The 26,489-nt window shown below is 40.6% G+C and carries 21 protein-coding genes; 17 read left to right on the plus strand and 4 right to left on the minus strand.

Going from position 1 to position 26,489, the window contains the following annotated elements; all coding sequences use genetic code 11:
* Positions 1-4 precede the first annotated feature (4 nt).
* The 13 genes from MMU05_RS15080 to MMU05_RS15140 all read left to right on the plus strand — a co-directional run bounded on the left by MMU05_RS15080 (position 5) and on the right by MMU05_RS15140 (position 14,483).
* Positions 5-661, plus strand: a complete 657-nt coding sequence (locus MMU05_RS15080; protein ID WP_241142509.1) for a tetratricopeptide repeat protein — start codon at positions 5-7, stop codon at positions 659-661.
* A 72-nt stretch (positions 662-733) separates the two neighbouring features.
* Entirely contained in the window at positions 734-1,279 is a 546-nt protein-coding gene (locus tag MMU05_RS15085; RefSeq protein ID WP_241142510.1) for a hypothetical protein, read from the plus strand.
* A gap of 206 nt (positions 1,280-1,485) precedes the next feature.
* On the plus strand, positions 1,486-2,001 hold the full coding sequence (locus MMU05_RS15090; protein ID WP_241142511.1) for a DUF2306 domain-containing protein: 516 nt from the start codon (positions 1,486-1,488) through the stop codon (positions 1,999-2,001).
* 253 nt (positions 2,002-2,254) lie between these two features.
* On the plus strand, positions 2,255-2,554 hold the full coding sequence (locus tag MMU05_RS15095) for a hypothetical protein (protein WP_241142512.1): 300 nt from the start codon (positions 2,255-2,257) through the stop codon (positions 2,552-2,554).
* Positions 2,555-2,610: 56 nt separating this feature from the next.
* Complete coding sequence (locus MMU05_RS15100) at positions 2,611-3,678, plus strand: sensor histidine kinase (RefSeq protein ID WP_241142513.1); 1,068 nt, start codon at positions 2,611-2,613, stop codon at positions 3,676-3,678.
* Positions 3,675-4,427, plus strand: a complete 753-nt coding sequence (locus MMU05_RS15105) for a LytR/AlgR family response regulator transcription factor (protein ID WP_241142514.1) — start codon at positions 3,675-3,677, stop codon at positions 4,425-4,427. Before MMU05_RS15100 ends, MMU05_RS15105 begins: the two co-directional genes overlap by 4 nt.
* 1,040 nt (positions 4,428-5,467) lie before the next feature.
* Entirely contained in the window at positions 5,468-6,583 is a 1,116-nt protein-coding gene (locus tag MMU05_RS15110; protein WP_241142515.1) for a DUF4221 family protein, read from the plus strand.
* Between the two features lie 693 nt (positions 6,584-7,276).
* Positions 7,277-8,413 carry a DUF4221 family protein gene (locus MMU05_RS15115; protein ID WP_241142516.1) on the plus strand — a complete coding sequence of 379 codons (1,137 nt, stop codon included), beginning with the start codon at positions 7,277-7,279 and terminating at the stop codon, positions 8,411-8,413.
* A gap of 58 nt (positions 8,414-8,471) precedes the next feature.
* Positions 8,472-9,614 carry a DUF4221 family protein gene (locus MMU05_RS15120; RefSeq protein WP_241142517.1) on the plus strand — a complete coding sequence of 381 codons (1,143 nt, stop codon included), beginning with the start codon at positions 8,472-8,474 and terminating at the stop codon, positions 9,612-9,614.
* Positions 9,615-9,671: 57 nt separating this feature from the next.
* Entirely contained in the window at positions 9,672-10,817 is a 1,146-nt protein-coding gene (locus tag MMU05_RS15125) for a DUF4221 family protein (protein ID WP_241142518.1), read from the plus strand.
* A gap of 62 nt (positions 10,818-10,879) precedes the next feature.
* Entirely contained in the window at positions 10,880-12,025 is a 1,146-nt protein-coding gene (locus MMU05_RS15130) for a DUF4221 family protein (RefSeq protein ID WP_241142519.1), read from the plus strand.
* Between the two features lie 80 nt (positions 12,026-12,105).
* Positions 12,106-13,260, plus strand: a complete 1,155-nt coding sequence (locus tag MMU05_RS15135) for a DUF4221 family protein (protein WP_241142520.1) — start codon at positions 12,106-12,108, stop codon at positions 13,258-13,260.
* Between the two features lie 80 nt (positions 13,261-13,340).
* Positions 13,341-14,483 (plus strand): DUF4221 family protein, encoded by a 1,143-nt coding sequence (locus tag MMU05_RS15140; RefSeq protein WP_241142521.1) that lies wholly within the window; start codon positions 13,341-13,343, stop codon positions 14,481-14,483.
* A gap of 27 nt (positions 14,484-14,510) precedes the next feature.
* On the opposite strand, the gene MMU05_RS15145 is transcribed toward MMU05_RS15140, so the two are convergent.
* The gene (locus MMU05_RS15145; RefSeq protein ID WP_241142522.1) at positions 14,511-17,246 is read right to left on the minus strand and encodes a class I SAM-dependent DNA methyltransferase; all 2,736 of its coding nucleotides are present in this window, start codon (positions 17,244-17,246) and stop codon (positions 14,511-14,513) included.
* Between the two features lie 188 nt (positions 17,247-17,434).
* Here MMU05_RS15145 and MMU05_RS15150 point away from each other — a divergent pair, with 188 nt between their 5' ends.
* Positions 17,435-18,247 (plus strand): ion transporter, encoded by an 813-nt coding sequence (locus MMU05_RS15150; RefSeq protein ID WP_241142523.1) that lies wholly within the window; start codon positions 17,435-17,437, stop codon positions 18,245-18,247.
* Positions 18,248-18,337: 90 nt separating this feature from the next.
* Here MMU05_RS15150 and MMU05_RS15155 read toward each other — a convergent pair whose 3' ends face one another.
* Positions 18,338-18,985 carry a lipoprotein signal peptidase gene (locus MMU05_RS15155; protein WP_241142524.1) on the minus strand — a complete coding sequence of 216 codons (648 nt, stop codon included), beginning with the start codon at positions 18,983-18,985 and terminating at the stop codon, positions 18,338-18,340.
* Positions 18,986-19,059: 74 nt separating this feature from the next.
* Positions 19,060-22,446 (minus strand): isoleucine--tRNA ligase, encoded by a 3,387-nt coding sequence (ileS, locus tag MMU05_RS15160; protein ID WP_241142525.1) that lies wholly within the window; start codon positions 22,444-22,446, stop codon positions 19,060-19,062.
* A gap of 250 nt (positions 22,447-22,696) precedes the next feature.
* Here ileS and MMU05_RS15165 point away from each other — a divergent pair, with 250 nt between their 5' ends.
* The gene (locus MMU05_RS15165) at positions 22,697-23,149 is read left to right on the plus strand and encodes a DUF1569 domain-containing protein (RefSeq protein WP_241142526.1); all 453 of its coding nucleotides are present in this window, start codon (positions 22,697-22,699) and stop codon (positions 23,147-23,149) included.
* 22 nt (positions 23,150-23,171) lie between these two features.
* Here MMU05_RS15165 and MMU05_RS15170 read toward each other — a convergent pair whose 3' ends face one another.
* Positions 23,172-24,524 carry a deoxyguanosinetriphosphate triphosphohydrolase gene (locus MMU05_RS15170; protein ID WP_418884475.1) on the minus strand — a complete coding sequence of 451 codons (1,353 nt, stop codon included), beginning with the start codon at positions 24,522-24,524 and terminating at the stop codon, positions 23,172-23,174.
* A gap of 24 nt (positions 24,525-24,548) precedes the next feature.
* On the opposite strand from MMU05_RS15170, the gene MMU05_RS15175 reads away from it, so the two are divergent.
* Together MMU05_RS15175 and ribD are read left to right on the plus strand one after the other, a co-directional pair.
* A complete protein-coding gene (locus MMU05_RS15175; protein ID WP_241142527.1) occupies positions 24,549-25,349 on the plus strand; it encodes a DUF4382 domain-containing protein in 801 nt (266 codons plus the stop codon).
* A gap of 5 nt (positions 25,350-25,354) precedes the next feature.
* Entirely contained in the window at positions 25,355-26,419 is a 1,065-nt protein-coding gene (ribD, locus tag MMU05_RS15180; protein ID WP_241142528.1) for a bifunctional diaminohydroxyphosphoribosylaminopyrimidine deaminase/5-amino-6-(5-phosphoribosylamino)uracil reductase RibD, read from the plus strand.
* The last annotated feature ends 70 nt before the right edge of the window (positions 26,420-26,489 follow it).

Consider the following 26,489-nt stretch of genomic DNA (forward strand, 5'->3'; position numbering starts at 1 on the left):
AATCATGAAAAAGCACACACTGATTATCGCATTATTGATGTTCGTTGCCACTTTTGCCAACGCCACAAATGAAGCCTACGAAAAGGCCATGCATAAAGAAATCCAAGCTTTTGGGAAGGCAGGACCTGTTTCAGAAGTTCAAAAATCCGCAAATGCTTTTGCAAGGATTGCGGAGATGAACGCCGGAGAATGGCTGCCGGACTACTATGCTGCTTTGGCTTACGCCAATATGGGATTCAGGACTGAGGGAGGATTGGAGGAAAAAGACGGGTATTATGCCCAAGCCAAAAAGCACATTGAAAAAGCCAAAGCAATTTCCCCTAACAATTCTGAAATCGTAGCTGTGGAAGGCTATATCGTCATGGGAGAACTCGCAGCCGACCCCAATTCGAGAGGACAAAGTCTATCCGGATTGGCAATGCAGACTTTTGGCAAAGCTATCGGACTAAACCGCCAAAACCCAAGAGCGATTATTTTGATGGCCCAGATGGAATATGGGATGGCGCAGTTTTTTGGTCAGGGACCTGAAAAGGCCTGTGGCTTGGTAGCTTCTAGTTTAGAGCTTTTTGCCAAAGAAGCCGCTGAAGCCAAAGAAGGATCCATAGATCCTCTCTGGGGGAAAGGTATGGCTGAAGAAATGAAAGAAAGAACCTGTAAATAATCAAATCCACCTTCCTGAGTCATTTTAGGAAGGTTTTGACAATTCCATTTTATAATCAAAAAAAATACTTCCATGAAAACCACGCTATTTTCCCTAATGATGTTGCTGTATTTTGGCTCTTCGGTTTTTGCGCAGGAGCAAAAAAAGCCCAATTCCGGTCTTGGATTTGGTTTCCAAGTCAATCAATTTCAGAATGATTTTGGGTTTGGACTGAACATGACCAGTCCCGAAATCTTAAATGGAAACGCCGCCTTCCGGCTCAAAGCCAATCAGGTCTATTATGAGCACCTGTTGGATGGTGAATATGTATGGAGCGGTTACCAAAATGTCTCATTGGGTTTTGTGGGATTTGGAGGAAAAGTTGGCCGAGACATCCGCCTGTATGGTGAAGGAGGCTTGGTGGGGATTTTTCCCTCAGACAGATTTTCCTCTGAATCCTTCAGGATGAGTACCTATGGGACTTTTGGCTTTGAGTTTTTCCCCACTCCGGCCTTTAATTACTTCATAGAATTAGGAGTGATGACCTCCCGCGCAAGAGCTGACAAAATCGCAGGAAGTCCATTTTATTCCAATGGATTTGTGGCAAGTGTTGGGTTCAGGATAAACCTCAAAAAATAGAAATCCACAGTTTAAAAATTTAAATGTTTTGAGGCAATGATTCCATTAGAATGGTGATTCAAAATAATTCTTGTCCAAAGACTGAAATGTACGGTACATCCCTGCCCGACGACAGGCGGGGGTCTTCGGTCTTCCGTCCAGTCTATTGTCAAATTTAGGGTTGCTTTCAAACAAGCCGATATCTATAAAACTAATACAAAAAATCTATGTCCAGTCTCTTCAGTAGTGAAATCGGTTTAATACATTTTATAGCCTCCGTTTTGGCTTTGATTCTTGGTTCGGCAGTGTTGCTGATGACCAAAGGAAGCAAAACCCATATCCGGATGGGATATCTCTATGTGGCAAGCATGGCTGTCTTATTGGTGACGGCCTTTATGCTTTACAACTTATTTGGCAAATGGGGGATTTTTCATTATTTCGCAGTGGTCAGTTCTCTCACTTTGGCTTTGGGGATGATTCCGATTTTCTTGCGAAATCAAATCAAAAATTGGGCTTATCTTCATTTCTCCTTTATGTATTGGTCGGTGATCGGTCTATATGGGGCATTTGTAAGTGAGATGATGACGAGGATTCCCGAAGTGCCCTTTTACAATATGGTCGGAGTAGCCACTGGTGGCGTGATGTTGTTTGGTGGGATTTTGTTTGGTATCAACAAAGCAAAATGGATGAAAATCATGGGAGCGATATCAAAACAAAGTAAAAGCAAGGGTGAATTTGCTTAAACGTGCACGGACGACAGTCGACGGCCACGCTAAATTGATCGCAAACCATTATTGGTTTGGCTTCGTGCAACGAAGGGCTATACATAATTCAAGGTTGTTTTAGTTAGTTGGTTCGATAAACTTTTCCAAAGTTTGGAATGGATGTTTTAAGATTTTCATGGACTGGTCCCAACTTTGGAAAAGGTTTATATAATGCAAAAGCTTATCTAAACGACATTGATACATAATTGATAATTTTCAAAACCTAATGACAATGAAGAAGAGACTTGAAATTTTGAATGCTACCAAAATCCTTTCAGGAGTATTGCTTCTGATTTTGATGTCTTCTTGCGCCGAGAATGTGCCTATTGACGAATGTCTGACCGGCGAGACTCATGGTTTTTTTTGGGGATTGTGGCATGGATTTATCGCTCCCATCAGTCTGGTGATCAGTCTGTTTGACAAGGATGTCGCCATGTTTGCGGTGAACAATGACGGTTTTCTCTATGGATTGGGTTTCCTGCTCGGCTCCGGCGGTTGGGGGATATTGGCTTCCAAAGCAAAAAAGCAATGATACATTTAGATTCAAATAGGGATTTCTCAAAATAAACCTACTTCAAGGAAAAACCAATGAGCAAAAGTTTCTATAGTTCAGCTACCATCTTCAATTCCGCCAAGCGGTTTTTCCTATTGAATTTTGGGATTTCCACGATGTTGATGCTGATTTCATGTCCAAGTTGTTTTTTGTCTTTGGAAGGGATTTCATCGATTATCCCAGACTGGGTTTTTTCATTTCTGATGTCGGCTTCTCTGAGTATGGGGGGATTCAAGGTGGAGGAGTATTTTGACTCTCGGATATCCTGGATCGAGAAACCGGTAAAAAGACTTGTCTTGACGGCTGCAGCTTACATGGTTTATTCTTTTATCGTCAGCTTTATTTTGGTGTTGGGTTATGTTTTGGTGACTGTGGAGGAGGTCACGCTGTCTAATATCAGTTGGATCCGGATGTTGAACAATACCCTGATGCCGATATCAGTTGCCTTGATAATCATCACCATTTTTATTTCCAGGTCTTGGCTGTACGAATGGAGGTCTGCGGCCATCGAAGCCGAACAGCTCAAATCCGAAAAATTTGCTAGCCAATACCAATCCCTTAAAGACCAACTCAATCCCCATTTCCTTTTCAATTCCCTGAATGTACTTTCCAACCTCGTCTATGAAAGTGCTGACAAGTCTGCGGAATTTATCCAACAGCTTTCAAAGATTTACCGGTATGTGCTCGATGTTCAAAACAGGGAATTGGTAGGCTTGGAAAAGGAAGTGGTTTTTGCGGAAAACTACCTGAGTCTACAAAAAATCCGCTTTGAACAAAGCTTGGAATATTACATCGATGTCAACCAAATGAAAGGTTGGAACATTCCGCCGCTTTCTCTGCAGCTGCTTTTGGAGAATGCTATCAAGCACAACATCGCGAGTATGGAGAAGCCTTTGAAAATCTTTATCCAACAAACTCCGGATTCTCTGATCGTCAGGAATAACCTCCAACCCAAACTTACCAAAGAAGTCGCCGATAGTGGAATAGGTCTGGAGAATATCGAAAAGCGCTATGCACTGCTTAGTGACAAAAGCCCCAAAATCACCAAGACCGGAACAGAATTTATCGTCGAGCTGCCACTTCTCAAACTGGAAAAATCATGAAAATCCTGATCATTGAAGATGAGCGGCCTGCTGCCAACAGGTTGAGGCAATTGGTGTTGGATTTGCTTCCAAATGCAGAGATTTTTGGACACTTGGATAGCATTACTTCTTCGGTAAAGTGGCTGGAAACAAATGTGTTCCCGGACCTTATTTTCTGCGATATCCAATTGGCCGATGGGCAGAGCTTTGAGATTTTTGAAAGGGTAAAGGTCAGTTCTCCGATTATTTTCACCACTGCATTTGACCAGTTTGCAATCAAGGCATTCAAGTTAAATTCGGTGGATTATCTCCTCAAACCCATTGACCCCAAGGAATTGGCGCAAGCCATCCAAAAATTCCAGTCTCTACAAATTAAGCCGAGCATAGAACTCCATCAGATACGGGAATTGCTTTCCCCCAATTCAAGCCATCATAAAAGCAGGTTTTTGGTGAAGTTTGGCGAAAAGATCCAAAGCGTACAGACGGAGGATATTTCCATTTTTTACAGTGAAGAAAAAGTCACTTTCCTGCAAACTGTGGAAGGGAGAAAATATATTTTGGACTATACCCTTGACCAGTTGGAAGCCATGTTGGACCCAAGGAAATTTTTCAGACTCAATAGAAAATATATAGCTTCTTTTTCCTCAATAGCTGAAATCCACACCTACTCCAACAGCCGCCTGAAAATCAAATTGGCAAACTGTACCGACAACGACATCCTGATCAGCAGGGAGAAGGTCGGGGATTTTAAGGATTGGTTGGATGGGTGAGTACAAAGTACGAAGTACGATGAACCAAGTACGAAGTAGTAAAAGGTAAGAGGTGAGAGGTGGGAAAGTACGAAGTATCAAGTACCAAGTACAAAGTATCGGAACCAGAAGTGGTTAGAGATGAAATAAACCTCTCCTTGTCACATCGACCAGAGGGAGATATCTTTGTTTAAGGATAAAGTAAGAAGTTGGAAGTACGAAAAAGTAGGAGATGGTGGGTCCGAAGTTCAAGTACCTAGTACAAAGTATCCGAGAGGCAAAGGGTAAGAGGTGAAATAAACCTCCCCTTGTCATATCGACCAGAGGGAGATATCTTTTGGAAGTGGGAAGTGGGAAGTGGGAAGTAAGAAAAAAAAAGGTTTGAAAGTACCAAGTACAAAGTATCCGAAAGGAAAAAGGTAGTGGAAAGAAAAAACCTCTCCTTGTCATATCGACCAGAGGTAGATATCTTTTTTAAAGGACGAAGGAGGAAGTCAGAAGTACGAAGTACGATGTACCAAGTATCAGAACCGTAAGTGGTTAGAGATGAGATAAACTTCTCCTTGTCATATCGACCAGAGGGAGATATCTTTTTTAAAGGATGAAGGAGGAAGTCAGAAGTACGAAGTACGATGTACCAAGTATCGGAACCGGAAGTGGTTAGAGATGAGATAAACTTCTCCTTGTCATATCGACCAGAGGGAGATATCTTTTTTAAAGGACGAAGGAGGAAGTCAGAAGTACGAAGTACGATGTACCAAGTATCGGAACCGGAAGTGGTTAGAGATGAGATAAACTTCTCCTTGTCATATCGACCAGAGGGAGATATCTTTTTTAAAGGACGAAGGAGGAAGTCAGAAGTACGAAGTACGATGTACCAAGTATCGGAACCGGAAGTGGTTAGAGATGAGATAAACTTCTCCTTGTCATATCGACCAGAGGGAGATATCTTTTTGAAGAAGGAAGCATAAAGGTTCATGACTGCCACCTTTTCCGATAATTAAGGTTTTCTCTTTCATTTTCAAAAACATATCTTTACGTTAGCTGATAAATTTAATTCTATGAGATACCTAATGATTATATTTTTTATGCTTGGATTTTCCTGCAGCCCAAAGGGTAGCCTTGACGGTCAGATTGATTATAAAATGGACACGGTGGTCGTCGACTCCAAAGGTGGAATAATCATGGGAGCAAGCCACCTATTTTTGAGTGATTTTGACAGCAACCTTTCCACACTATACCATTACAGCAATCAAACCGCAGAGATTGAAGTGATAGACCTTGAAACTTTGTCAATCAAGGATAGAATCAAAATCGAACAAGAGGGCCCTGAGGGTGTGGGTGAAAATGTTAGCAGGCTTTATTTTCTAGGCGATAGTCTTTTCGTTTTTGGCCATTACTTTGGTTTGAATTTTTTGGACATTTCAGGAAATAAGTCTAATGGTAATAGGTTCAGGGAATTTGAATTTTTTAAAAACTTGCAAGAAGATTCAGATCATTTTACCAATAGTTTTTGTTTTTTGAATTCAGACAAAAAATTTATAAGTCCAGTATATTCCAAAGAAAATGATTTTAAATTCCTCGCATTGGTGGACCTTGAAGGAGACCGATTGGAAAAAATAGAATTTGAGGAATTAAAAGTAATCAACAACTTTAATGTTACTCTTAAAAGCGGTAACTCCCGGCGGTCGATTATCCAACCTGTTAACATGTTAAAAGTGGATGACTTGATCTATATCTCCAATTCTGCCAACAATGACATTTTCACATATCATATTCAAACACAAGAACTCAAGAATCTAACCATTGAAGCCAATAAATTACCAGCAGGAAAATCCGGGACGTACAAAAAGGAAACTGATAATTTTGATGAGTTTGCAGAAATTTTTACAAGGATGAATTTTGAAATCGAGTATAAAGAGATAGTCCGAAATCCATCAAACGGCAATTTTTATAGATTTGCTATGCAGAAGGTAAGAGAGAAGATAGATGAATTACCCGCAAAATTTGATATTCATTTGGTGGCCTACGACAAGGAGTTTAAGCTTTTAAGTGAAACATTCATCCCAGAAATGAACACTATCCCACAAGTTTATTTTTGGAAGAATAATAGCATTTGGCTTCATGAGAACATTGACGATGAGTTGGCTTTTGTCAGGTTATTGTTCATGCCTTGACTTGGATTAGAAAGTTCTAAGTTTGGGGAGTGTGGGAATCAGGGAATTTCAAGGTTAGAAAGTTCGAAGTACAAAGTATCAAGTACCAAGTATCGGAACCGGAAGTGGTTAGAGATGAAATAAACGTGACTTTTTCACCTTGCGTGTTCAAATTAAAATCATTCAGAAAGGGTAGTGACGTTGGTTGGCCTGTCATCCTGAGTCTCAAACATTTTCAATAAAACATTCAGAAAAGGAATGACATTGAAACGATTTTATTTCGGCCTCGTCCACGATAGCGATCGGGATCGGCCACCGATGTTGTTTTTGGGAGAGGGGGGAAGAGGAAAAAGCGGCGCAGCCGCTTTTTCCTCTTCCCCCCTCCAAACACCGAATCTCCGATCCCTGAGCTTGCCGAAGGGGAAAATTTTATTTCTGTCATTCGTCCCTGAGGGAAATATCTTTTTGTGTACTTTGTACCAAGGAAAAGTTAATCTTATGTAACAGATTATTGACTTAGTAAAAATATCCGATAATTTACCTAGTAGACTAGTAAAAATATCGAGTTCGGCTTTTAATGGAAGTTTGATTTTTTGCTTAACTCTCTTTTTTCAATCGAAAAAATTTTAATTTTTTGAGTACCCAACAACTTTTAACGTTTTGATTTTTGGATTTCATTACGAATCTACTATTTTTAGTTTTATCCCAATATTTATGAAAAACTACCTGATACTAATTTCAATGCTTTTTCTCTTTTCCTGCAGTTCCAATACCGAAAAGAAAGCTGATTTCTCCCAAATGACTTTTTCCTTGGATACAGTTATGGTGGATTCGAAGGATGAGATATTATACCTTAATGCCAACCTGATGCAATCAAGCCTAAGTCAGGATTTGAAATATTTATACAACTTCAATCAACAGGAATTCAGTCTGGAAAAAATCAGCCTTGACGCGCTCGAACTCCAGGGGAAAATCAAACTTGAAAAAGAAGGGCCTAATGGAATAGGAGATTATGTTTCCAATTTTAACCTTCTTGGAGACGACAGGTTTCTGGTTCAGGGTTTTTCAGGACTTTTTATACTGGATTCTTTAGGAAAAATTTTGAAAAAATTAGAATATTCCAGTTTAGGAGAAGGGAGTCTTTCGCCTGATGACTTTATGATGAGATTATTTTCCTTACCAAGTGATCCTGATACACATTATGGATTTTCGGTCGATTGGGAAAGTAACAACTATGTTTTCAATAAGGTCGAAATTGAAAATAATGAAAACACAAGATTTGAGATACCTGAGTTTGATAAATTGAAAGAATACAGGATTGAACTGGTTATGAATGGATCGCCGGCAGGCGGAATGGGGCCGTCTTTATTTATTTCAACTTCTATGGACAAAGTTGTTTTGAGTAATGAAATCGCCAATGAATTTTATGTTTTGGCGAACGATGAACCGACACTGAAATATATTTCCCTTTTAAGTTCATTGACACCAAATAGAAAAAAAGAGAATTCAATAAATCAAGTTGAGTCTATTGAAGCTTTGTCAGAACTCTATAAAAAGTCGCAAGAAGACATTAATTTCAGTAAACCTGTTTGGGATAATAAGAATCGGATTTTCTATCGATTTTCCTTTTTCAAAAGATTTTTGGAAATAGAAAATGAAGGGGATCAAGAAAGTAACGATGAAGTTTATTTGACGATTTTAGACGAAAATCTACAAATCATAGGCGAATCTAAAGTTCCCGAGCTAAAAAGAGCTCCCACCACCCACTTCGTCAAAGACGGCAAAATTTGGATTTTTGAGAATATAGATGATGAAATGGCTTTTGTCCGCTTAAGTATCAATTCCAACTAACCCTCTAAGGGTTCAAAACCCTTGGAGGGTTTTCTAAAACCAATCAAACCCCCATCCAATGAAAAATCTACTCTTTGCGATTTCGATGCTTTTTCTCTTTTCCTGCAGTCCCAATACCGAAAAAAAAGCTGATTTCTCCCAAATGACTTTTTCTTTGGATACAGTTATGGTGGATTCGAAGGATGAGATACTTGATCTGAAATCCGGACTTTGGTCTTCTGATTTTTCTGCTGACAAAAATTACCTCTATAATTTCAGCAGTAATGACCACAGTATAGAAAAAATTGATCTGGATTTACTGGAATTTGTGGGGAGATTTCCTTTTGAAAAAGAAGGACCGAATGGAATTGGTGATTATATCGGGCTGATCCAGTATTTACCAGAAGAGCGGTTCTACATCAACTCAAACCTCAAAAATGGCATTTTCAATCTGCAGGGACAGAAAGTTGGCGACTTGAATTTTAAGTATGAGGAGCTTCAAGGTGATTCCTTGCCGATTCAACAGCTGATGACGTATGGTTTTGTTTTTGATGAAAAGCCCAATCAGATTTTTGCTGTATTCAGGGATTGGTTAAAGAACAAAACTTCTTTTGGAATATTGGATATTGACAAAAAGACCTATTTGGACAAGCCGATCCCGGAGTTTGATTTTCTGAAGGATTTTACAACTGTTTTAAACGGGGATCGAGGTTTCCCTATCGCTTTTTTAGGTCCTTGGGTTTGGGCAAACAAAGATAACGGCAAGATAATTATGGGGAATAATGCTTCTTCTGATCTATATATTTATGATTTTGCATCTGATTCCCTTTGGTTTGAAACCTTTGAAAGTAAATTAACAGCCAATAGAAAAACAGGGACTTATCCGGCTGAAGCGGCATCCAAAGAAGAGTTTGATGTTTTAAACAGGACTTTTGGTGAAGGCATAACTTTCATGAATCCAGTTTGGGATCCGGCAAAGCAGATATATTTTAGATTTTCCTTTTTGCAAGAATTCAAAGAAGAGGAAGGCAAAAGTGTCAATGAGAAGGCAGTAGTCTATTTATCTATTTTAGATCCAGACTTTAATTTGGTCTCCGAAACAGTGGTTGATGTGTTGGACAAAAGACCTAACTTCCACTTCGTCAAAGACGGCAAAATCTGGATTTTTGAGAATATCGACGATGAGTTGGCTTTTGTCCGCTTAAGCATTGATTCCAACTAACCCTCCAAGGGTTCAAAACCCTCGGAGGGTTTTCTAAAACCAATCAAACCCCATCCCATGAAAACACTACTCTTCGCAATCTCAATGCTTTTTCTCTTTTCCTGCGGTAGAGAAAAAGAGGAAAAATTAGCTGATGACTTCAGCAACATCACCTTTTCCTTTGATACTGTTATGGTGGACAGTGGAGACGATTTCATCAATCTCAAATATGGACTCTGGATCTCAGCAATCAGCAAAGACCACAAATATCTGTACAATTGGAATCGGGAAACTTCGGAACTCGATAGAGTCAATCTTGATCTGTTGGTGCTCGAGGAAAAAATCAAATTTGAGAAGGAAGGTCCAAATGGCGTTGGAGATTACATTTTTTGGATTTCTCTTTTAGGGACAGATCAAGTTCTATTTCCAAGTTTTGAAAATATGGGATTGCTTAATTTTCAGGGAGAAAAACTGAGAACCTACAAACTCATCGGAGAGAAATTTGAAGGAGACACCCTTCAAGAGTTTGAGAGCTTCTCTAATCAACCAATTATTTCTGATGATGGAAATACCCTCTTTGGGATCTTGGGCAATTGGAAAGAAAAAAGCTTCTACCTAGCAAAATTTGACTACGAGAACAAAACCCTGAAAAAACATGAACTTCCGGGATTTGAAAAATTGGCGGATTATACTGTCACACTCAATTCAGGTGGAGGTGGAATGATGATTCCACCTGAAAAAGGTATCACAGAAGTCGGGGGCAAACTCATAATTTCCAATTCAATATTCAATACCCTAATTGTCTATGACATGGCAAAGGATTCCCAATATCAGGTGGAATATGAAAATAAGCTTACCAAAAGCGGCAAATCAGGCAAATATGTGACTGAAGTGGATTCAGAGGAGGATTTTTACAGAGCGGCTAGTGAAATCGGTCAGGAGATCAATTTCAGGAATCCTATTTGGGACAATAAAAACCAGAGATTTTATCGGTTTTCCTACGAAAGCATTCCAAAGGAAAACTTCAAAGACGAAGAAGAAAAAGAAAAGAGTAAAGTGTACCTCACTATTCTGGACAATGACTTTAAAGTCTTGGGTGAAACCTTTGTCAAAGAACTCCAAAGTAGCCCCGCAAAGCATTTCGTCAAAGACGGTAAAATATGGATCTATGAAAATGTCGATGATGAACTTGGTTTTGTGAGGATGACTATCAATTATGAATAACTAACCCTCCAAGGGTTCGAAACCCTTGGAGGGTTTTCTAAAACCAATCAAACCCCCATCCAATGAAAAATCTACTCTTTGCGATTTCAATGCTTTTTCTCTTTTCCTGTGAAAACACAGTCAAAAAAGACAGCACAGATTATTCAAAAATCACACTGACAATGGATACTGTTGTGGTGGATTCTGGAGAAGAAATCATCAATCTGAAATATAACTTATGGACCAGTACCATGAGCGAAGACAACAAATTTCTTTATCTGTGGAATAATGGTGAAATCACTTTGGATAAAATCAACCTTGAGGAATTGCGGTTGGAGAAAAAAATCCAATATGAAAGTGAAGGGCCTAATGGAGTTGGTAGGTACGTGGGTTGGATGAGTTTTTTAAATGAAAATGAGGTTTTGTTTTCTGGTTTAGGGCCGCTTATGCTATTTGACATGGAAGGAAAAAAAACCAGAGAATATCCAATAACCGAAGAAACCAACTTAAAGGAAGGAGATTATTTTGGCAGAAACCCAATTTTATTGAAAAATGGAGAAGTAATCTATGGTTATCAAGGCAATTGGATTAATAACACCATGAATTTTGTCAAGGCCGATTTCAAAGAAAAAAAGTACACAAATATTGAGTTGCCGGGGATTTCCGAGCTTCCTGATTATCGCGTTATATTGGAATCCGAAGACATGGGTTCCATGGCTTTACCGGAAAAATTTTTGAAAAAGGTAGGGGACAGGATCATTATTTCCAGCTCTGCGTATAGTACTTTGTACGTGTTGGACCTTAACAATGACTCCGTTTTTCAAGTCAACTATACCCCTAAGCTTACTCCCAAACAAAAAAAAGGAGGATACCCAGAAAAGGTGGAATCTGTGGACCGGTTTAAAGAAGTAATGGCAGAGATTGATACCGAGATCAATTTTCAGGCGCCGGTTTGGGATGAAAAAAACCGCAAATTCTACCGCTTTTCATTTGAAGCCCTTCCTACCGAAATCAGTGAAGGTCCGGTGTTTATAAGTGCTGACCAAAGACCCATTTCCAAGATTTATCTCAGTATTTTTGATGAAAATTTTAACCTGTTGGGAGAGACCCTCTTGGATGAATTGAAACATGTCCCCAATACTGTTTTCGTCCGTGACGGCCAAATCTGGTCCTATGTCAATGTGGAGGATGAACTTGGTTTTGTGAGAATGAGCATCGATTTCAAATAACTAACCCTCCAAGGGTTCGAAACCCTTGGAGGGTTTGCCCAAATCCAATTATCAAATCTAACCAATCAAACTCCCATCCCATGAAAACACTACTCTTCGCAATCTCAATGCTATTTCTCTTTTCCTGTGATAACTCAGTAAAAGAAGAAGTCAAAGATTACTCAAAAATCACGCTGACAATGGACACAGTCGTGGTGGATTCAGGAGATGAAATCATCAATTTGAGAGGTGGACTTGGGGTCAATACCATGAGTGAGGACAATAAATTTCTTTTTTTGTGGTCGTACGATAATAACTCTTTGCAAAAAATCAACCTTGAAGCATTGAAGTTGGAGAAAACAACTCAATTTGAAAAAGAGGGGCCAAATGGAATTGGGGATTATTTATCATGGATTAGACTTTTAAATGAAAATGAGGTTTTGCTATCTGGTTTTGGAAAGTTTATGATTTTTGATCTCGACGGAAAAAAAATTCGTGAACATTATTTAAATAAAGAAACATTCGGGAAATCATTCTTTGCGGCTGGCGATGACTTTGACAGAAATCCACTCCTGTTGAGAAATGGAGAGGTCGTTTATGGGTACTTAGGTGATGGAATTATTGGTAATTGGACTTTTGTCAAGGCTGATTTTAAAGAAAAGAAACTGACACCAATCGAATTGCCAGGGATTGGCGAACTTCCCGATTATAGGATCTTATTGGATGGAGAAATTAATTCATCAGCATCACCCGAAAGGGTTTTGAAAAAAGCCGGAGATAGGATTATCCTTTCAAACTCAGCCTTCAGCACTATTTATTTATTGGATCTGAAAAATGATTCTATTTATCAGATTGGGTATAACCCAAAACTTTCACCCAAACAAAAGAAAGGCGGGTATCCTGAAAAGGTGGAATCTGTGGATCGGTTTAGAGAAGTAATGGCAGAAATTGATACCGAAATCAATTTTCAGGCGCCGGTTTGGGATGAACAAAACCGCAAGTTCTATCGCTTTGCATTTGAAACTCTTCCTACCGACATCTATAAAGGGCCATTGTTTCTGAGTCCGCACCAAAGACCCATTTCCAAGGTTTTTCTCAGTATTTTTGATGAAAATTTTAACCTGTTGGGGGAGACAATCCTAGATGGATTCAAGAATGTCTCAAATACTGTATTCGTCCGTGACGGCCAAATATGGTCCTACGTCAATGTGGATGACGAATTGGGTTTTGTGAGGATGACCATCAATTATGAATAACTAACCCTCCAAGGGTTCGAAACCCTTGGAGGGTTTGCCCAAATCCAATTATCAAATCTAACCAATCAAAATCCTATCCCATGAAAAATCTACTATTTGCAATCTCTATTCTATTTCTCTTTTCCTGCGGTGGGGGAAACGAGGAAAAATCAGCAGAAGACTTCAGCAACATCACCTTTTCCTTTGATACTGTCATGGTGGATACGGGAGAGGACTTTATCAATCTCCAATCAGGCTTGTGGATCTCAGCAATCAGCAAAGACCACAAATACCTGTACAATTGGAATCGGGAAACTTCGGAACTCGATAGAGTCAATCTTGATCAGCTTGTCCTTGAAGAAAAGATCAAGTTTGAAAAGGAGGGTCCAAATGGCGTTGGTTCTTACGTAGCGTGGATTTCCCTTTTGGGAAGTGATCAGTTTCTATTTTCCAATTTTGATGATATGGGATTGCTCAATTCTCAGGGAGAAAAACTGAGAACCTATAAACTCAACGGAGAGAAATTTGAGGGAGATACACTCCAAGAGTTCGAGAGCTTTAACCAACGCGCTATCATGTCCGATGACGGGAATACCATTTATGGGATTTTGGGCAATTGGACAGGGGAAAACTTTTACTTGGCCAAAGTCAATTTCCAAAACAAAACCCTGAAGAAACATGAACTTCCTGGATTTGAAAAATTGGTAGACTATTCCGTCAAGTTCAATTCTAACGGTATGTTCATGGTTTCTCCTCCTGACCAATCCATCACAGAAGTGGACGGCAAGCTTATGATTTCCAATTCAGTATTCAATACCATCATTGTCTATGACATGGCGAAGGATTCCCTCTATCAGGTGGAATATGAAAATAAGCTTACCAAAAGCGGCAAAACAGGTAAATATGTGACTGAAGTGGAATCAGAGGAGGATTTTTACAGATTGATGGGTGAAATCAATCAGGAGATCAATTTCAGGAACCCGATTTGGGACAGCAAAAACCAACGATACTATAGGTTCTCATTTGAAGCCTTGCCTAAAGAGAATCTTCAGGATGAAGAAGAAAAAGCCAAAAGTAAAGTCTACCTGACGATTTTGGATCAGGACTTCAAAGTATTGGGAGAAACCTTTGTCAAAGAGCTACAAAGCAGCCCCGCAAAGCATTTCGTCAAAGACGGCAAAATATGGATCTATGAAAATGTCGATGATGAGTTGGGATTTGTGGTCATGACCATTAGCAGTTAACTTGTGATGCAGGTCGTTTCTACGTCTTCAATTTTTCTTCACCTTGACTTTGGTAAACAGATCGGCAGTATATTTTTCATAGAGTTCAAAAAGAAACTCCATACGCTTGGCATCCGATATGAAGGCCTGAGGTCGGTAAGCTAGATCAACTGCCCGGTCTAGCTCCTGATGGGCACGAACCAAAACTGGAGGCATAGACCATGGATCATATAGTTCAGCCAATGAACTTTCAGGATAAGCTGCCCTGGCATCAAGTACTTTTTGGGCAGCTGCTTCAATGGTATTTATTTGCTTTTCGGATGGGGATAGTGGCCAGGGGAAGTTGTTGTAAACGATTCCATTTGAGTACTGAATTCTGCTTTCTAATCTTCCACAAGTATATCGCATCCAAACCATGTGCATTTTACTTTGCAAAACCCCAAATAAGAAAAGTGATGCTTCAGGGATAAATGAAGCAGTATTATTAATTATATATTCAGGTTCAATATGTGCAAATGGAATATAAATTCTTCTCTCAGAAGAAACTTTTGGAAACATTAAATACCTCTTAATTGGTTGTCTATCTTCAGAAAAAAGAGTTGGAAAACTTGCCCAATGTCTTGTTCTCTGTTTGGAACTCGATAGACGAAATTTTTTAACTCTTTCCAATCGTTCCATTATCATAGGAATATGTCTAAACTTACTAGAAGGAACATCTTTTAACCATAGACAATATCTTACATTTCCATTTAAAAAATCACCTCCACCAATAAATGGACGAATAAATGAAATACTATCCGGGTAATTTTCAACAAGTTCACTCACCTCTTTTCCTGTCAACATTAAATGGCCATCATCTGTAGACTCACTACCTTTAATTATATCAGGCACATTACATAAGGGTTTTGTCCTTGTTACAATTAGTATTTCTTTTCCGTCTACTAAGTAGGCATTAATGTTTTTAGCCTTGATTTCATGAGGTTCACCTTTAATATCCTCATACTCAAAAATAGTTTTATCAATTGTATCATAGTTTGCAAAACCGATAATTACACAGTGAACACCCGCATTACCTTTTGCTTCATTTTTCCAACTAAATGTTCTATGAGCAAAATGTATCTTTATGTTAAATTTATTAAACATTAATCCCCACAAATAACCAACTTGTTCACCTTGAGATATTGAATTAGTAGATACAAATGCAACCTTTATTTTTGTGTTTTGAATGTATTTGGCCGCTTTAATATACCATGCGGAAACATAGTCTAAAACACCTGTCCCTTTTCCTTTTTCAAAAATTAGCCCCATATCAAATTTCTGTTCAGGCGACTGCTCTTTCTTGCCAATAAAAGGTGGATTTCCAAGGATATAAGATAGTTGTGATTTTGGCACTACATCTTCCCAATTGATCCGGAGGGCGTTGCCTTGTACGATCTTAGCCGCCTTTTTCAATGGCAGCCTGACAAAGTACTGACCAAATTCATTACTAATCATCATGTTCATCTGGTGATCTATCAGCCACATGGCCACTTCTGCTATCCTTGCAGGGAATTCCTCATACTCTATCCCGTGCATCATATCCACATCCAGCCAGATAATGTCCCGGACATCAAGGAATCCCTGACCCTTGTCATTCATGGCCCTCAGTATTTCTATTTCCAAAAGCCTGAGTTCCCGGTAGGTAATGACCAGGAAATTTCCACAACCACAGGCCGGATCCAGAAATTTGAGCTTGCTGATTTTCTTATGAAAATCGGGTAATTTGTTTTTGTTGTTCCGGATGGATTCAAACTCAGCCCACAGCTCATCCAAAAAAAGTGGTTTGATCAATTTAAGGATATTGGTCTCCGAGGTATAGTGGGCTCCAAGGTTCCTCCGTTCCTTGGGATTCATCACACTCTGAAACATGGATCCAAATATGGCAGGAGAAATCTTGCTCCAATCAATGTAACAACAATCCAAAAGGGCCTGTCTCATTTTGCTGTCAAAGCTGGCCATACGAAGCTTTTCTTCAAAGAGCTTTCCGTTGACGTAAGGAAAAGCACCTAACTGTTCATCAATATTTTTGAATCTATTTTCCCTAGGGGTGTTGAGCACTTCAAAGATTTCATGGAGCCTAGAGGCCAGGTCACTTCCATCCTCATTGGTTCGCTGCTCCAAAAATTCCTGAAACTGTTGCTTGTCAAAAATGGTGGTATCCTCAGCAAAGAGACAAAACAAAATCCTGACAAGATAGACTTCAAGATCATGACCCGAGTATCCGATTTCCTCCAGTCGGTCGTGCAGCTTGCCCATAAGTTCGGCTGCCTTGATGTTTGCAGGATCCTGTTCCTTATATATTTTCTTCTGGTAACCTAAGAGGTAGCCAAAATGCTGGACATTAAAAACCAAATCTTTCAGTAGAAATTCCACAACCTTGTTTTCCTCCATATCATGGAGCCGGAATCTCTCAAAATCAGAAATCAGAATATACTTGGGGAGTTCATGTTGCTTTAGCCCATGGGTGTAATCCTTGGCTTGGACATATGCCAGATCAAGATCTTTACCGCGGCTCTTCATTTCGATCAGAATAGTTCCTTTCCAAAGAAGATCTATGTAGCCGTCTTTTTCATCCAGCTTTTTTACCCTGTGTTCAAAAGTCGATACTTTTTTTCTGCTGATCCCAAACACATTGAAAAACTCAACAAGGAAGGGTTTGGCATCTGCATTCTCATTTGTGGCATCAAACCATTCCTTGGAAAAACTGATAGCACGGGATTTGATTTCATTCCAGCTTAATGTCATAAAAATTTAATGCGGATAAATAGGTGATTTTGATTTTCAATCAATTTATTCGTTTCATTTCAAATTACCAAATAGTTCCAATTTGCCGACTTACCCAAACTTACGTTGCGGAAAAAGGATACGGAGTTGGAGGATCATTTATTTTGGATTTCTACCACCATCAGCCTAAATTCGATAAACCAATTCCTATGGCAATTTTTCCTACCAAAGCCCGCTTGGCGCATATTGTTTTTGAACATAACGACAGGGCTTCCCGCAATTTTGATGTATTTATTTTGGTCTTGATTTTGTCAAGTGTGACGGTGGTCATTTTGGATTCGGAGCCATCGATCAACAGAAAATACCATGATATCCTTTATGTTCTAGAATGGATTTTTACAGCCTTATTCACTGTAGAGTATATTTTGAGGCTTTGGTTGAGCAGTAGAAAGTGGGGATACGTCACCAGTTTTTATGGAGTCGTAGACCTTTTGGCCATTATCCCGAGTTACCTCAGTTTGTTTCTGTTGAATACCCAATTTTTGGTCGTCATCCGCGGGTTGAGGTTGTTGCGGGTTGTCCGGATCCTGAAACTTGGCCGCTATGTCAAGGAGGCAGAAACTTTGAAAAGTGCCCTGAGAAGCAGCCGGGCCAAAATCCAGCTCTTTGTCGGATCTGTCTTGACCATTGTTTTGATAGCGGGTACAATTATGTTTATCGTGGAAGGGCCGACAAGTGGGTTTACCAGCATTCCTATGGCGATGTATTGGGCCATTGTGACACTGACTACAGTCGGTTATGGAGATATCACTCCGGTGACAGCTTTGGGTAAATTCATCTCCGCAGTCATCATGCTCTTGGGTTATGCAATTATCGCTGTGCCGACAGGGATTGTGACCTCCGAACTGACCCAAGCCAAAAGGGACCAAGCCGACGGGAAAAAGAAAAAATGTGAGACTTGCAGTAACTGGAATGAATTGGATGCAAATTATTGTAAAGTGTGCGGGGAAAGGATGATATAGGTATTGGCCTACATGGTTATTTAAGCTAACGGATATTCATTGCAGTCAAAAAAAAACCCCTTCAGTATGTAAATCTGAAGGGGTTTGGAATCAGGCGTTTTCTTCGCCTTCTATAAACTGTTTTTGGATTTCATCTACTTCTTCTTCCTTTTTTTGGACGAGTTCTTCTTTGAAAAATCTTCCTTGGAATATCAGGATGATGGTTACTCCCACAAATATCGACGCATCTGCGATATTGAAAATCGGCCATAGTGCGGTATAGCTTCCACCCCAAACTGGAACCCATTCTGGGATAAATCCTTCCCAGATATCAATGTAAAACATGTCAATCACCTGCCCGTGAAGCCAAGGTGTTGGCGCATTGTAAGGAGCGTTGTTCAGCCATACACCATAAAATACGCTGTCCACCAAGTTGCCGATTGCTCCTCCCAAAATCATGGAAATACAGACGATATAAGCTGTATGTAAATTCTTTTGGATGATGTAATACAGGTAATACCCAATACCAAACATGGCGATCAACCGAAAGGAGGTCAAGAGAAGTTTTCCATATTCGGATCCAATCTGCATCCCAAAAGCCATTCCAGGATTAGTGGTGTAATGTAACTTAAACCAATCACCAAATACCTTAATCTGACCCGGAGTCCCAAAATCCATCTCGTAATGGACCAGCATTTTGACTGCCTGATCTATAATTATCACCACTAGGGCGATTGCAAAATATTTCAAATACTTCATCGATAGCATTATAAAGCCACAGATTTAAGGATTTTTTGTAGAATCTCCCCTATCTGTGGCGTGTTTATTTGATTTTATACTTTCTCTACCTTGACAGTCAATTCAAAATCGTCCATATCAAGTAGCGTTCCGTCAGTTACTGAACCGTTCACTTCCAACGAGAGGGCTTGTGTTTCGGTTTGGATATAGGAGGCAAAGTTTTCCAAAGCGCTATTGACCATGTCATCGTGCTTGGCTACTTTGATGGTGATTTTGTCCTGAACTTCGAGTCCCATGTCCTTGCGGAGATTTTGGATCCTGTTGACCAAGTCTCTTGCGATTCCTTCCTGCTTTAACTCCTCCGTCAAAGTCACATCCAAGGCAACCGTCACACCATAATCAGATGCAACAGACCAGCCTGGGATATCCTGTGAAGAAATCAATACATCTTCTAAGGTCAAATTCACCGTTTCCCCATCCAGGGTCATATCAAAAGAACCATTTTTTTCAATGGATGAAATTTCTTCTTTTCCCCAAGCATTGATTGCAGCAGACACCTGTTTCAGTTTCGGTCCAAAACGTTTACCCAAAAGCGCAAAATTCGGCTTGACTGACTTTACCAAGATACCTGAGGTATCATCTATGTATTCGATGTGCTTGATGTTGACTTCTGATTTGATCAAGTCATCCACATGTTGGATTTGAGCTTTGGTTTTTTCATTCAAAACAGGGATCAAGACTTTTTGCAAAGGCTGTCTGACTTTTAGTTTTTCTTTTTTCCTCAATGAATGGACCAAAGAAGAAATATCCTGCGCCAACTGCATGCTCGCTTCGAGGTCTTCTTTGATCAGTTTTGGATCAGCAGAATTCCAATCTCCCAAGTGAACGGATTCAGGCAAAACCTGTCCGGCTTCTCTGCAGCTTTCACTGAGGTTTTGGTACAACCAATCTGCATAAAACGGCGCAAAAGAAGACATCAACTGAGTCAGCGTGGAAAGACATTCATGTAAAGTCTCATAAGCTGCCTGTTTGTCTTTGTTGATTTCTCCTCTCCAGAATCTTTTCCTAGCTAATCTAACATACCAGTTAGAAAGTTGGTCGACGGTGAAGTTCATAATCGCACGGGTTGCCTTGGTGGCATCGTAGTTGTCCATGGCGGCCTCTGTTTCGGAGATCAGGGACTGAAGTTTGGAGATGATCCATTGGTCCAGTTCCGCCCTTTCGATTACCGGTACTTTTTTGGCCGGATCATATACAAAATGATCCAAGTTGGCATAGAGCGCAAAGAAATTATAGGTGTTTTGCAGCGTACCAAAGAACCTTCTCTGTACTTCTGCTACGCCCTCAAGGTTGAATTTGAGGTTGTCCCAAGGATTGGCATTGCTCAGCATGTACCATCTGAGCGCATCAGGGCCATATTCATTCAGGGTTTTGAATGGATCCACGGCATTGCCCAATCGCTTGGACATTTTGTTGCCGTTTTTGTCCAAGACCAAACCATTGGCAATCACATTTTTGAATGCAACCGAATCGAAAAGCATCCCGGCAATGGCATGCAAAGTGAAGAACCATCCCCTAGTCTGATCCACGCCTTCGGCAATGTAATCTGCAGGATAATTGGCTTTGAAGATTTCCTCATTTTCAAAAGGGTAATGCCATTGTGCATAAGGCATCGCACCGGAATCAAACCAAACATCTATCAAATCCGGTTCACGGAACATTTTTTCGCCTTTGGGAGAAACCAATACCACCTCATCCACATAAGGGCGGTGGAGGTCAATTTCTTTTCCTTCAAATGGAGAAGCTTTCATAAAGCCCTTAGCAATGGATTTCTCCATTTCCGCATTCAGTTCGGCGATCGAACCGATACACATTTCTTCTGTTCCGTCCTCTGTTCTCCAGATGGGAAGCGGCGTACCCCAAAATCTGGAGCGGCTCAAGTTCCAATCCACCAAGTTTTCAAGCCAGTTGCCAAATCTGCCTGTTCCCGTTGCTTCCGGTTTCCAGTTGATGGTTTTGTTCAGCTCGACCAATTTGTCCTTGTAGGCTGTAGTTTTGATAAACCAGCTTTCCAATGGATAATAAAGGATCGGCTTGTCCGTCCTCCAGCAATGCGGATAAGTGTGTTCGTATTTTTCTACTTTGAAAGCCTTGTTTTCATTCTTCAAAATAATGGAGATGATCACGTCGGTGCTTTTGTACTCCTTGTTGCTCTCATCATCCTCGAGGTAATTTTTTACATAGAAGTCATTCGCTCCCAATTCCTTGTGGGCGCTGATGCCATGTTCTTTCATCTTCGCGGCCAGATATTCGCCGACAACAGGCAGGAATTTTCCTTGTCTGTCCACGACCGGGATGTCATTTCCCAGGTCGTCTTTGACAAATACTCCGGGTATATTTTGTTGTACCAATGTCCTGAAATCGTCCGCACCGAAGGCTTTTGCCAAGTGCACGATTCCTGTACCGTCTTCAGTCGTGACATAATCCCCAGCCACTACTGTGAAAGCAGGATGTGCCAAAGCGATGCCTGAAATCGGGAAAAGCTGCTCATATTCCCAACCCAAAAGGTCTTTGCCTTTGTATTCCTCTATGATCTCATAAGGGATCAATTTGTCTCCGGCCTTGAAATCGGCCATGGCGATTTCCTGCGCTTTTGGATTGAGGTAAGCGGCCATTCTGGCTTTTGCCAAAATGACATTGACCGGTTTGAAGGTGTAGGGATTGAAAGTCCGGACTTTGACATAGTCGAGTTTTTCGCCGATGGCCAAAGCCGAGTTAGAAGGCAGGGTCCAAGGTGTGGTCGTCCAGGCAAGGATGTAAGTATTGTTCTGTCCTTTGACTTTGAACTGAGCCGTGATGGAAGTGTCTTTGACGTCCTTGTACGTACCGGGCTGATTGAGCTCGTGCGAACTCAAACCTGTACCTGCCGCAGGAGAAAAAGGCTGAATCGTATATCCCTTATAAAGCAAGCCTTTGTCATAAAGCTTCCTCAAAAGGCTCCAAAGACTTTCAATATATTTTGGTTCAAAGGTGATATAAGGATCATCCAAGTCCACCCAATAGCCGATTTTCTCGGTAAGGTCATCCCATTCATGTTTGAAACGCATGACCGTCTCGCGACATTTTTGGTTATATTCTTCGACGGAGATTTTTTTTCCGATATCCTCTTTGGTGATGCCGAGTTCTTTTTCAACCTGCAATTCCACAGGAAGTCCGTGTGTATCCCAACCCCCTTTTCTTTTTACCTGAAATCCTTTCAGCGTTTTGTACCGGCAGAAAATATCTTTCAAGGTCCTTGCCATCACATGGTGGATACCCGGCGTACCGTTGGCGGACGGCGGTCCTTCAAAAAAAGTGAAGGTTTCGAAACCCTCTCTGTTGTCCACAGATTTTTTAAAAATGTCATTCTCTTTCCAGAATTGGAGGATATCTACTCCTATCTTGGGATAATCAACTTGTTTGAACTCCTGGTATTTTTTCACGGTATTCCTTGGGGTTTTATTTTTTCCCACCCAAAACTCCAAATTTCTGAATTGATCCTTGGGTGGATATGTCTATATCAAAAGGGTCTAATAACTAACCCTTTCAAAAGCAGGCACAAAGTTAAGAGATTTTGGGCGAATAGGGATAGCTTCCTATAGAATTCAGGTTTTTGACAGATAATTTTTGGTTTGAATTAATTTTTCAAAATGAGAAAAGCTTAAATTTAAAATTGTAACATCCCTGATTTTTGTGAAAAAAAGTGTTTTAACCCAAACCGATACGCAACAGTTGATCGAGAGGGTTCTTAATTTGAATCCCGATGTCAAAGCCAATTGGGGTCTGATGACCGCTACCGAGATGCTTGTCCACTGTAATTTGGCCCATCAGGGAATTCTCAAAGCTCCCAAATCTGACAAAAGTGCGACATTCAGACAACTGATGTTCAAGTTTGTCTTCTTCAATATCAGAAGTGAATTCCCAAAGCTGGCCAAAGGTCCAAAGAGATTTCAAACTGCTGGGAATGCCCCGGACGCTTCCTTTGAAGAAGAAAAGTCAAAATTTGTCCATATCCTGAGCAAATACCCCCAAAAAGATTACACTTTGGAAGCGTCCCATCCCGTTTTTGGTCCACTGACCCATCAGCAATGGGGAATATTTGTGTGGAGGCATGTGCACCACCACCTCAGGCAATTCGGAGTTTAAAGCGATAATTTTTTTGTCAGAATCAAGTGCCCGGAAGTGAAATACCTTTTACTCTCCGGTAAAGGGAAAGCGCGTACCTGTCCGTCATTCCTGAAATAAAATCCACCAAAGCCCGAAGCAACGGATAGGGATTGACTTTGATTTCCCAGCCTTCTAAAGGAAAATCCTCAGGAAGCAACCTCAGGATACTTTTGTCTTTGCCTGAATACAGTTCGGTTTGGTAGAATTTGTGGTTCAGCGCTTTTGAAAAAACTTCCAATAAACCTTCCAAAACCTGAAATCCTGCAGCTTCTTTTTCCAAAACGGGTTTGGACCTGTAAATTTTTTTCACAGAAAGTTTAGATATTTTAGCAAGCGCGCTCGCTGAGGGGATGATGTCAGTCAATGCTTTGTCAAAATCACCTGTGAGCATCGCCTCTTCATTGGCACAAAAAGCTTCAACTGCTTCGCTGATCAGACTTCCGATCGTCATCGCCCTAAGGATGGCCAGTTTTTGGGAGTCTGTTTTGTATTTCTCTAATTTTTCAGGTTTGAATTTGTCCCCCAATATCTCGGCAAGTAACTCAATTGTCTGCTCAATACTCACCAAGCCCATGGTGCAGCCGTCTTCGAGGTCAATGATGCTGTAGCAGATATCATCGGCTGCTTCCACCAAAAAAGCAAGTGGATGCCTCAACCAACATTCTGCATTTATTTTGGTCAGTCCCAATTCTGAGGCGAGTTGGGCGTAGTCTTTTTGCTGGTCGGTAAAGAACCCAAATTTCTTCTGACTTCTGCGGTTGTGGTCCCTCTTGAAAATGTGGGATGGTCTTGGATATTTTGTAAATGCAGCCAAAGTTGCATAAGAAAGTTTCAATCCGTTATCCTTGGAAACCAACATCCTGAAACCTTGGGCATTTCCCTCAAAATTTGTCAAATCATCCCATTCATGGGGTTTGACATGGGAGTGCCAAATGTAGCCATAAGGATGATGCTTGAAAAAATCAGAGATGGCTTCCTCACCTGCATGTCCAAAGGGCGGGTTTCCGATATCATGTGCCAATGCTGCTGCTGCTACGATCGCACCAAAATCAGACGAATGGATTCCTTTTTCGGCGAGATTGGGATATTTACTGATGAGGTATTCACCGGCGGACTTTCCCAAAGACCTGCCAACGCTGGACACTTCCAGGCTATGGGTAAGTCTGGTGTGGACAAAACCATTTTCAGGTAGCGGAAAAACCTGGGTTTTGTCCTGAAGATTTCTAAACGGAGCAGAAAATATGATCCTGTCGTAATCTATTTCAAACTCACTTCTAAAAGATTCAGGGGAGGCATTTTCTTTTTTCGAAGAATCAAACCTGTCCGAACTTAATAATTTTTCCCATTGCATCATGTCCAAAAATACTAATTTTACCCTGTGATAAAATATATACAAAATCTAATTCTTTTTTCGGTATTCTTATGCTCCTGCGTCTCTGATGCAGAGAGAAGCACTGCGCTCGTCAATGTCTTTGTGATAGATGCTCCAGGCAATTTTGAGGAAGTATGGGTGGAGATTTTGGGCGTGGAGTTAAAGACCACAGGAACAAGGGGTCAGGACAATGCGGCTCCCGTTTTTTTTGAAAATACCCAGGGCAACAAGCAGGTCAACCTTTCCAATCTTATTTTGGATAAACAGTTTTTGGTCGGTCGAGGGGAATTATTGGTTGGAGCACTCATTGAATTGACTTTAAAACTCGGAACAGACAATTATGTGGTAATAGACGGGACGAGATTTCCATTGGTATTTGAAAGCAATGAATCGCAAAATCCTTCCCTAACAGTCAATTACACTTTAGATCCCGGAATTTCGTACGATATCTTTATTGATTTTGAGGTTTTCAGGTCTATTAAATCCCAGCCCGATCCCGCCAACGGTTTTGTGCTGAAGCCCAAACTACGTTCCTTCACCAGGGCAGATACAGGTGAAATAGCCGGATCAATCCTTCCTCTTCAGGAAAATGCAGCTGTTTATGCCATCCGGGGAAAGGACACCGTTTCCTCCACCGCTGTTGACCTTACAACAGGAAAATTTAAACTGAGAGGAATTTTGGGAAGCCATACTGTTTCGATTATTCCTTTCAATACAAAGTACCTACCTGAGACCATTCCGAATGTTAAGGTTGAAAGCAGAAAGATCACCCAAATAAATGCCATTACACTCCGTCCAAAACCTTAATTCCCATGACTCAGGATGAATTGTACATGCGGAGAGCCATCGAATTGGCGGAACGGGGAAGAGGCAATGTAAGTCCTAATCCGATGGTCGGCTGTGTCATTGTGCATAATGAATCAATTATTGGTGAAGGATTTCATCAGGTATATGGAGGACCACATGCCGAACCCAATGCCATCAATTCAGTTGCAAATCGAGATTTCTTGTCTGAATCGACTGTTTATGTCTCCCTTGAGCCCTGCGCCCATTGGGGCAAAACTCCTCCCTGCGCCAATCTTTTGGTAGAAAAAAAAGTGAAGAAAGTTGTGGTTGGGGCGATGGATTCGAATCCTTTGGTAGGAGGAAAAGGAATTCAGATTTTAAAGGAAGCAGGAATTGAAGTTGTCACAGGGATTTTAGAAAAAGAAGTAAGAGAGCAGAACAAACGCTTTTTTACTTTTATCGAAAAGAAGAGACCTTATGTCATCCTCAAATGGGCCCAAACCCAAGACGGATTTGTGGCAAGAGAAAATTTTGATTCCAAGTGGATTTCCAATGCCTATTCGAGACAGCTTGTCCATAAGTGGAGGTCTGAGGAAGATGCCATCTTGGTCGGAACTTCCACCGCCAAATACGACAATCCACGGTTGAATGTCAGGGATTGGGAAGGAAAAGATCCCGTCAGGATTGTGTTGGATAGAAATTTGACTTTGGATAAGAGTTTGCATTTGTTTGACAACGCCCAACCAACCATCTGTTACAATCAAGTCAAATCAGAAAAATTTGAGAACATAGATTTGGTACAATTGAAGTCAGGTTTTGGAGTTAAGGAAGTATTGGAAGACCTGTATCAAAGGAAAATTCAGAGTCTGATCGTAGAAGGCGGAGCGCAGGTATTGAAAAGTTTTATTGAAAATGAACTTTGGGATGAGGCTCGGGTTTTTACAGGTCAGGTCCAATTTGGAAAAGGCATTTCGGCACCCTTGATCAAAGGTAAATTGCTCTCCGAATCAGAAATCATGGGGGATAGATTGGCTGTGTGGCGTCATCTTGAATCCGAGGTACAGCCTGTCCCGTTTTTTCGGGAAGGATGAAAGATCTCAAAATATAAGAGACTCTTCGTTTCACTCAGAGTGACGGCTGCTACAAATATGTTATTGGCAG

This window comes from Cognataquiflexum rubidum (assembly GCF_022538115.1).
GTDB classification, from domain to species: domain Bacteria; phylum Bacteroidota; class Bacteroidia; order Cytophagales; family Cyclobacteriaceae; genus Cognataquiflexum; species Cognataquiflexum rubidum.